At 66.0% G+C, this 9,341-nt stretch carries 6 protein-coding genes; 5 read left to right on the top strand and 1 reads right to left on the bottom strand.

Annotated features, from left to right (window positions below; all coding sequences use genetic code 11):
- The coding region (locus VB737_RS03895; RefSeq protein ID WP_500311298.1) for an ArnT family glycosyltransferase at nucleotides 1-1,028 on the bottom strand (1,028 nt) is incomplete at its 3' end.
- A 127-nt stretch (nucleotides 1,029-1,155) separates the two neighbouring features.
- Here VB737_RS03895 and VB737_RS03890 point away from each other — a divergent pair.
- From VB737_RS03890 to VB737_RS03870, 5 genes are all read left to right on the top strand, one after another.
- Nucleotides 1,156-2,898: an iron uptake porin gene (locus tag VB737_RS03890; protein WP_500311296.1), complete on the top strand. Its 1,743-nt coding sequence runs from the start codon at nucleotides 1,156-1,158 to the stop codon at nucleotides 2,896-2,898.
- 209 nt (nucleotides 2,899-3,107) lie between these two features.
- Nucleotides 3,108-4,922, top strand: a complete 1,815-nt coding sequence (locus tag VB737_RS03885; RefSeq protein WP_500311294.1) for an iron uptake porin — start codon at nucleotides 3,108-3,110, stop codon at nucleotides 4,920-4,922.
- A 209-nt stretch (nucleotides 4,923-5,131) separates the two neighbouring features.
- Complete coding sequence (locus VB737_RS03880; protein WP_500311292.1) at nucleotides 5,132-6,889, top strand: iron uptake porin; 1,758 nt, start codon at nucleotides 5,132-5,134, stop codon at nucleotides 6,887-6,889.
- Between the two features lie 276 nt (nucleotides 6,890-7,165).
- On the top strand, nucleotides 7,166-8,935 hold the full coding sequence (locus VB737_RS03875; protein WP_500311291.1) for an iron uptake porin: 1,770 nt from the start codon (nucleotides 7,166-7,168) through the stop codon (nucleotides 8,933-8,935).
- 148 nt (nucleotides 8,936-9,083) lie between these two features.
- Nucleotides 9,084-9,341, top strand: a 258-nt coding sequence (locus tag VB737_RS03870; protein WP_500311289.1) for a J domain-containing protein, incomplete at its 3' end; no start/stop codon positions are given.

Here is a 9,341-nt window from a genome sequence, read left to right as displayed (position 1 = left end):
ACCAGGAGCAGCCCCAGGCCCCCGGCAGCGAGGGTGGCTCCCCGGGCCCAGCGGCCGGTGCCGGCGCTCCAGGAGCGCAGGCCGGCCGTGGCTGCCAGGGCGATGAAGGGGGTGAGCTGCAGGCCGTAGTACGGGGTCTTGGTGCGGAAGGCGCTGAGCAGCAGCAGCATCAGCACCGGATAGAGGAGCAGCAGCAGGCGCCGGGGCCGCTCCAGCGGTCCGGTCAGCCAGCCCCACCAGCCCGCCAGGGCCAGCAGGCTCCAGGGGAAGGTGTTGGCTGGCAGGTTCCAGAGGTAATAGAGCGGACCGGCGCTGTAGACGTCACTCTCGGAGAGGTAGAGCAGCTTCTGCCACAGTCCCGCCACCACCGGCAGGCCCAGCATCCGGAGGCTGAGGCCCAGCCAGAGCGCCACCGGCAGCCAGCCCAGGGCGAGGCCGAGCCAGAAGGCGGGCCGCCGCAGCAGGGCCCGGCGTTCCAGCAGCAGGAAGGGCAGCAGGGCCACCACCGGCAGCGCCACCATGAAGCCCTTGATCAGGAAGGCCGGACCGATCCAGGCGCCGGCCAGGACCGTCCAGGGCCTCTGCGCCGCGTCAGCCCGCAGCAGGGCCAGGATCCCCAGCAGTTCCAGGGCCAGCAGCGGCATGTCCTGGCTGGCCAGATGGGCATAGTCGAGCCAGAGGGGGGTGAGGGCCAGCACGGCGGCGGCGAGCCAGCCGGCGCCGCCCAGCAGGCGCCTGGCCAGGTCGGCCGTGAGCAACAGGCAGGCCACGGCGGCAACCAGGGACGGCAGATGGGCCGACCAGGGCCCCACCCACGGCAGCCGGCCGGCTGTGGCGATCAGCCAGGGCAGGCCGATGCTGCGATCGAAGACCACCTGGTCCCACCAGGGGGGACCCAGCCACTGGCCGCTCTGGGCGATCCAGCGGGCCTGCAGGGCGTAGTAGCCCTCGTCGTGGGCCAGGAAGCTGCGCGGCGCCGCCGTCAGCAACAGGGGCAGGAAGGGCAGCGACGCCCACAGGGCCTTCATGGGCGGCACTCTGGCAGCAGCCCCGGGTACCGGACGTTGTGCTTTCTGGCACATGGCGACGGGCTGGTCCTGTCCCTGTGCGGGATTCTTCGTTTGGCGCATTGCGCCGCTTCCGTGTGAGGAACCCATGAAACTCTTCCAGCAACTGCTGGTTGCTCCTGCAGCTCTCGGCCTGCTCGCCCCCGTGGCGGTCCAGGCGGCTGAGCTCAACATCGACGGCATCAACAAATACGCCGCCGAGGAGCAAGTCACCAGCATCAACCAGTTCTCCGACGTCAAGCCCACCGACTGGGCGTTCCAGGCCCTCTCGAACCTGATCGAGCGCTACGGCTGCGTCGCCGGCTACCCGAACGGCACCTACAAGGGCGGCCAGGCCATGACCCGCTACGAAGCGGCGGCCCTGCTGAACGCCTGTCTCGACCGGATCACCGAGGTGACCGACGAGCTGAAGCGCCTGATGGCCGAGTTCGAGAAGGAACTCGCCGTGCTGCGCGGCCGGGTGGATGGCCTGGAGGCCAAGGTGGGTGAGCTCGAGGCCACCCAGTTCTCCACCACCACCAAGCTGACCGGTAAGGCGACCTTCATCATGGGCGCCAACAGCTACGGCGGCAACGCCCAGGTGAGCCCCGCTGCTTCCCTGGCCACCGGCGTCCCCGCGTTCGTGACCGGTCCCTTCGGTCCCCTCGGCCCCGTTGTCCCCAACACCTGGCAGAACCAGGCCCGTCAGACCCAGGGCGCCACGGCGTTCAACTACGACATCCAGCTCAACTTCGACACCAGCTTCACCGGCAAGGACCTGCTCCGCACCCGTCTGCGGGCCGGTAACTTCGCCCAGTCGCCCTTCGGCGGCCCCACCGTCGGCCTGAACGCCACCGAAGCCGGCTTTGAAGAATTCTGCGGTACCGGCACCGATTGCGGCGACGTGGTCGCCATCAACCGCCTCTTCTACCAGTTCCCCCTGGGCAGCAGCTTCACCGCCACCATCGGTGGTCGCGTCCGCCAGGACGACATGCTGGCCGTCTGGCCGTCCGCCTACCCGGCTGACACCGTCCTCGACATCTTCACCTACGCCGGTGCTCCCGGTACCTACAGCCTCAACCTGGGTGCTGGTGGTGGTCTGTGGTGGAAGAGCGGCGGCTTCAGCATCAGCGCCAACTACGTCTCCGCCAACGGTGACGTGGGCAACCCGATCGCCGGCACCCCCAACTGCGGCGGCATCGGCAACGCCTGCTCCGCCCAGACAGGTACGGCTCAGGTGGCTTACACCGGCTCCAACTGGGGCCTCGCGGCGGCCTACACCTACTCCTCGGGTGGCGCCGGTACCTACGGCGGCAACGCCACACCCCTGGCCAACGCGCTCTTCGTGAACGCGAATGCCACCAACTCGGTGGGCATCAGCGCCTACTGGCAGCCCAGCAACTCCGGCTGGATCCCCTCGATCAGCACCGGCTGGGGCATCAACACCAGCAACTTCAACGGCCCCAGTTTCGTGGATGGCGGCCTCGTCTCCACCACCGGTATCACGAAGGCCACCAGCCAGTCCTGGTACGTGGGTCTGCAGTGGGATGACGTGTTCATCAAGGGCAACTCCGCCGGTATGGCCGTCGGCCAGCCCACCTTCCTGACCGCCGTCAGCGGTGGCAACCCCGTCTTCGGTGGTCCCGCCGCCGCGACCGCCATCGTCGATGGCAACTATGCCTGGGAATGGTGGTACAAGTTCCAGGTCACCGACAACATCAGCGTGACCCCGGCGCTCTACTACCTGAGCGCTCCCCTGGGTCAGGTCTCCAAGAATGTTGGCGCGATCGGAACCACCGGTACCGATTTCAACAACTTCGGCGGCTTCATCAAGACCACCTTCAAGTTCTGATCCTTTCGGATCAATCACCCTCACCTTCTGTCCTCTCACTTGCCCGGCTGCTTGCAGCCGGGCTTTTTTGTGTGTTGATGAAGCCGCTCACTTAGGCCGCTTCTTCGACCGTTGTCTGCACATGACTTGCTGCTTGCAGAGCAAGAAACTGGACCTATGCTTTGCCCTGTTCCGGCAAGGAACAGCACTCCTTATCGTGTGAGGAACCCATGAAGCTTTTCCAGCAACTGCTGGTTGCTCCTGCAGCTCTCGGCCTGCTCGCCCCCGTGGCGGTCCAGGCGGCTGAGCTCAACATCGACGGCGTCAACAGGTACGCCGCCGAAGAGCAAGTCACCAGCATCAACCAGTTCTCCGACGTCAAGCCCACCGACTGGGCCTTCCAGGCCCTCTCGAACCTGATCGAGCGCTACGGCTGCGTTGCCGGCTACCCGAACGGCACCTACAAGGGCGGCCAGGCCATGACCCGCTACGAAGCGGCGGCCCTGCTGAACGCCTGCCTCGACCGGATCACTGAGGTGACCGACGAGCTGAAGCGCCTGATGGCTGAGTTCGAGAAGGAACTCGCCGTGCTGCGCGGCCGGGTGGATGGCCTGGAGGCCAAGGTGGGTGAGCTCGAGGCCACCCAGTTCTCCACCACCACCAAGCTGACCGGTAAGGCGACCTTCATCATGGGCGCCAACAGCTACGGCGGCAACGCCCAGATCGTTCCGGTCCCCGGGGTCTTCCTGCCGGCCGTTCCCGCCGATCCCACCTCCGTACTGCTGCCCGCCGGCATCGTTGGTCAGACTCCCATTCCTTCCTTCGTGCCCGGTCCCTTCGGGGCGAACCCCGCCGGCTTTGGCTTCGTCCCCAACACCTGGGCGAATCTGGCTCGCCAGACCCAGGGCGCCACGGCGTTCAACTACGACATCCAGCTGAACTTCGATACCAGCTTCACCGGCAAGGACCTGCTCCGCACCCGTCTGCGGGCCGGTAACTTCGCCCAGTCGCCCTTCGGCCAGCCCGTGGTCGGCCTGAACGCCACCGAAGCCGGTTTCGAAGAATTCTGCGGTACCGGCACCGATTGCGGTGACGTGGTCGCCATCAACCGCCTCTTCTACCAGTTCCCCCTGGGCAGCAACTTCACCGCCACCATCGGCGGCCGCGTCCGTCAGGACGACATGCTGGCCGTGTGGCCGTCCGCCTACCCGGCTGACACCGTCCTCGACATCTTCACCTACGCCGGTGCCCCCGGCACCTACAGCCTGAACCTGGGCGCCGGTGGCGGTCTGTGGTGGAAGAGTGGCGGCTTCAGCATCAGCGCCAACTATGTCTCCGCCAACGGTGACGTGGGCAACCCGATCGCCGGCACCCCCAACTGCGGCGGCATCGGCAACGCCTGCTCCGCCCAGACCGGCACCGGTCAGATCGCCTACACCGGCTCCAACTGGGGCATCGCGGCGGCCTACACCTACTCGTCGGGTTTCGCCGGTCTCTATCCCGGCAATGGCACGCCCCTGGCCACCATCCTCCAGACCAACGCCGCCGCCACCAACTCGGTGGGCATCAGCGCCTACTGGCAGCCCACCAACTCCGGCTGGATCCCCTCGATCAGCGCCGGCTGGGGCATCAACAGCAGCAACTACAACGGCACCACCGCCAACGCTGCCACGGCCCTGGTCTCCACCACCGGCATCACCAAGGCCACCAGCCAGTCCTGGTACGTGGGTCTGCAGTGGGATGACGTGTTCATCAAGGGCAACGCCTTCGGCATGGCCGTGGGTCAACCCACCTTCCTGACCTCCGTCAGCGCCGGTCCCGCCGTCTTCGGTGGCCCCGCCGCCGCCACTGCCATCGTCGATGGCAACTACGCCTGGGAGTGGTGGTACAAGTTCCAGGTCACCGACAACATCAGCGTGACCCCGGCGCTGTACTACCTGAGCGCCCCCCTGGGCCAGGTCTCCAAGAACGTCGGTGCGATCGGTCCCGTGGGCTCCGATTTCAACAACTTCGGCGGTTTCATCAAGACCACCTTCAAGTTCTGATCCTTCAGGATCAATCACCCTCACAATCTGTCCTCTCCTTGGCCCGTCTGCGTTGCAGTCGGGCTTTTTTCTTCGCCGATCCCAGGGCAATCACCTGGCCCTGTGCCAATGGTCACATGGCTCCGTGACCACTCGCCGAATCTATTTTCCCCATGCCGATACTTTCGGGGCTCCCCTTTGGGGGATTCCTCTTTTTGGTGTGAGGACCAATGAAACCCTTCCAGCAAGTTCTGCTGGCGCCGGTGGCCCTTGGGTTGCTGTCGCCGATCGCCGCTTCGGCGGGCGAGATTTCCCCGTCCCAGAGGGCGGAGATCTCCACCTACATGGAGCAGCAGAACATCGATCGCTTCAAGGCCTGGGAAGCCCAGAACCAGGTCACCAGCATCAACCAGTTCTCCGACGTCAAGCCCACCGACTGGGCGTTCCAGGCCCTCTCGAACCTGGTCGAGCGTTACGGCTGCGTCGCCGGCTACCCGGACGGCACCTTCAGGGGCCGCCAGGCCATGACCCGCTATGAAGCGGCGGCCCTGCTCAACGCCTGCCTCGATCGGATCACCGAAGTGACCGACGAGCTCAAGCGCCTGATGGACGAGTTCGAGAAGGAGCTCGCCGTGCTGCGCGGCCGGGTGGATGGCTTGGAGGCCAAGGTGGGTGAGCTCGAGGCCACCCAGTTCTCCACCACCACCAAGCTGCAGGGCGAAGCCACCTTCGTGATCGGTGCCAACAGCTTCGGTGGCAACCAGAGCCTGCCGAATCCAGCCCCGGGCATCCCCGCGGCGGCGGCCAACGCCTTCCCGGCCAACAACCGGCGCAACTGGGGCGCCACGGTGTTCAACTACGACGTCCGTCTCAACTTCCTCACCAGCTTCACCGGTAAGGATCTGCTGTACACCCGTCTGCGCAGCGGCAACGCCAACAACAGCCCCTTCAATGGCCAGCCGTACAACCTGATGGCGCTGGACAAGCTCACGGCTCCAACGGCCGGGGCCGACACCGTCTTCATCGACCGTCTGTATTACCGCTTCCCGATCGGCCGCGACTTCACCGCCCTGATCGGCCCGAAGGCCCGGGCGACGGAGTTCCTGGCGATTTCCCCCTGGTTCTACAAGTCCGACATCCTTGATGTCTTCACGCTGCACGGTGCCCCCGGCGCCTACAACAAGGCCACGGGTACCACCTTCGGCCTGATGTGGAAGCAGAAGGTTCCGAAGGGCAAGCCCTTCTTCGCGGTCTCGACGGCCTATGTGGCCCCCGTCGCCGACAACGGCAACCCCAACCAGGGGGGCCTGCTGAACGAGCGCAGCCGCGGTACCTGGACGACCCAGGCTGGTGTAGCCGGCAAGCAGTGGCGTTTCGCCTTCGCCTGGAGCTATGTCCAGTGCGGTCAGAACTTCCGCCGCGGCACCTCCTTCGCCCAGCCGGCGGTGGGCTGCACCAGCATCACCAACAACTTCCTGGGTTCGGAGAACTTCGGCACCAGCGCCTCCTACTCCAACAACTTCGCCACCACCTTCGCCTGGCGTCCCAAGAGCAGCGGCTGGATCCCCTCCATCAGCCTGGGCTGGGGCTACAACGCCATGACCCAGCCCCAGCTCAACCCCGTCACCGCCAGGATCAACGGCATCAACGTGCCGACGTTCGACACGGTTCCCACCTTCAACCAGTCGGCCAACCGGGGCGCCAGCCAGTCCTGGAGCGTGGGCCTGCAGTGGTCCGATGTGTTCGCCAAGGGCAACGAAGCCGGCATGGCAGTGGGCCAGCCGGTGTTCACCACCTCGCTGCGCAACGGTGAGACGCCCCAGGACGGCAACTTCGTGTGGGAGTGGTGGTACAAGTTCCAGGTCACCGACAACATCAGCGTGACCCCGGCCCTGTTCTATCTGAGCCGTCCCAACGGCCAGTTCACCACCGCCGGCCAGTCGAGCAGCGTGCTTGGCGGCCTCATCCAGACCCAGTTCAGGTTCTGATCCTCCGGGGCCCCGTGGGCCCCTCTCCTCACAGCGCGCCGGCCCCCTTCGCGGGGGCTTTCTCCGCTCCCAGGTGCTGGCAACGCCTGCCCCGTCTGGCCCTTGCCCTGTCCTTTCCTTTTCCCGCCACCCCACTCCTCGACGGAAAGGATCATCCGGGTGTCCATGTCAGCTGCAATACCAGCCGGTGTGCTGAGGCCCTCGGGCTCCTGGCAGGGATTCCTATACCTTTGCGCCGTCCCCTCCGGGGGATTCCTCTTTTTGGTGTGAGGACCAATGAAACCCTTCCAGCAATTCCTGCTGGCGCCGGTGGCCCTTGGGCTGCTGTCGCCGCTTGCCGCTTCGGCCGGCGAGATCTCCCCGTCCCAGCGGGCGGAGATCTCCACCTACATGGAGCAGCAGAACATCGACAGCTTCAACGCCTGGGAAGCTCAGAACCAGGTCACGAGCATCAACCAGTTCTCCGACGTCAAGCCCACCGACTGGGCGTTCCAGGCCCTCTCGAACCTGATCGAGCGCTACGGCTGCGTCGCCGGCTACCCGAACGGCACCTACAAGGGCGGCCAGGCCATGACCCGCTACGAAGCGGCGGCCCTGCTGAATGCCTGTCTCGACCGGATCACCGAGGTGACCGACGAGCTGAAGCGCCTGATGGCCGAGTTCGAGAAGGAACTCGCGGTGCTGCGCGGCCGGGTGGATGGCCTCGAGGCCAAGGTGGGTGAGCTCGAGGCCACCCAGTTCTCCACCACCACCAAGCTCCAGGGTGATGCCGTCTTCGTGATCGGTGCCAACAGCTTCGGCGGCAACCAGAGCCTGCCGAACCCGGCCGCCGGCGTGCCGGCCAGTGCGGCCAACGCCTTCCCCGCCAACAACCGCCGCAACTGGGGCGCCACGGTCTTCAACTACGACCTGCGCCTCAACTTCCTCACCAGCTTCACCGGTAAGGACCTGCTGTACACCCGTCTGCGCAGCGGCAACTTCAACAACAGCCCCTTCGGAGGCCGCCCATACAATCTGATGGCGCTGGATCGCGCCTTCTCGCCCACCGGTGGTGCTGACGTCGTCAACATCGACCGTCTCTACTACCGCTTCCCGATCGGTCGCGATTTCACGGCCCTGATCGGCGCCAAAGCCCGCGCCACCGAATTCCTGGCGATCAAGCCTTGGTTCTACAACGGCGGCATCCTTGACGTTTTCACGCTTCACGGTGCTCCCGGTGCCTACAACAAGGCCACCGGTGGTACGTTCGGTTTGATGTGGAAGCAGAAGGTCAAGAAGGGCAAGCCCTACTTCGCGATCTCCACGGCTTACGTGGCCCCCAGAGGTGACAACGGCAACCCCAATCAGGGCGGCCTGCTGAATGAGCGCAGCCGCGGCACCTGGACCACCCAGGCCGGTGTGGCTGGCAAGCAGTGGCGCTTTGCGTTCGCCTGGAGCTATGTCCAGTGCGGCCAGAACTTCCGCCGCGGCAGTTCCTTCGCCCAGCCGGCCGTCGACTGCACCAACATCACCAACAACTTCCTGGGCTCGGAGAACTTCGGCACCAACGCCTCCTACTCCAACAACTTCGCCACCACCTTCGCGTGGCAGCCCAAGAAGAGCGGCTGGATCCCCTCCATCAACCTGGGCTGGGGGTACAACGCCATGACCCAGCCTGAACTGAACCCCCAGACCGCAACACTGCGCGTCGGTACGACGTCGGTGCGGGTGCCGACCTTCAACACGGTCCCCACCTTCAACCAGTCGGCGAACCGTGGCGCCAGCCAGTCCTGGAGCGTCGGCCTGCAGTGGTCTGACGCGTTCATGAAGGGCAATGCTCTCGGTATGGCTGTGGGGCAACCGGTGTTTGCCACCTCGCTGCGCAACGGTGAGACACCCCAGGATGGCAACTTTGCCTGGGAGTGGTGGTACCGGTTCCAGGTCACCGACAACATCAGCGTGACCCCGGCCCTGTTCTACCTGAGCCGCCCGAACGGCCAGTTCACCACCACCGGCGAGTCGAGCAGCGTGCTCGGCGGCCTGATCCAGACCCAGTTCAAGTTCTGATCCTCCGGGGTCCCTTGCGGGGCCTTTGGATCGGCGCTCCTTCCTCCTCACGTTTCCTCACAACCCTCCGGCCCCCCTTCCCAGGGGGGCTTTTTCATGGCCGGGCGGGCCCATCGGCGATGCTGGAGCCAGATGGCGCCGCCAGCGCATGGCCAGGACCTCCGCCGACCACTACGCCATCCTCGGGGTCTCGCCTGGGGCCACCACCGCTGAGATCAAGGCCGCCTACCGCGCCCTCGTCAAACGCCATCACCCGGATGCCGGCGGCGATCCGCGCACGATCCTGGCCCTGAATGCGGCCTGGGAAGTGCTGGGCGACGGGGACCGCCGCCGCCATTACGACCATGGGGCCGGCGTCGCCGTGCCGGCGCGCCCCGCCACGGGCGGTGCCGGGGCGGCCAAGGGG

This window comes from Synechococcus sp. BA-120 BA3 (assembly GCF_034931285.1).
In the GTDB taxonomy this organism is placed as follows: Bacteria; Cyanobacteriota; Cyanobacteriia; order PCC-6307; family Cyanobiaceae; genus Cyanobium.
The sequence above is the reverse complement of the archived record's forward strand: the minus strand, read 5'-3'. Positions and strand labels throughout refer to the sequence as shown.

What these genes read in the sequence shown, in the direction of transcription:
- VB737_RS03880 (WP_500311292.1), top strand. Translation starts at nt 5,132, where the DNA reads ATGAAACCCTTCCAGCAAGTTCTGCTGGCGCCGGTGGCCCTTGGGTTG.
- VB737_RS03875 (WP_500311291.1), top strand. Translation starts at nt 7,166, where the DNA reads ATGAAACCCTTCCAGCAATTCCTGCTGGCGCCGGTGGCCCTTGGGCTG.
- VB737_RS03890 (WP_500311296.1), top strand. Translation starts at nt 1,156, where the DNA reads ATGAAACTCTTCCAGCAACTGCTGGTTGCTCCTGCAGCTCTCGGCCTG.
- VB737_RS03885 (WP_500311294.1), top strand. Translation starts at nt 3,108, where the DNA reads ATGAAGCTTTTCCAGCAACTGCTGGTTGCTCCTGCAGCTCTCGGCCTG.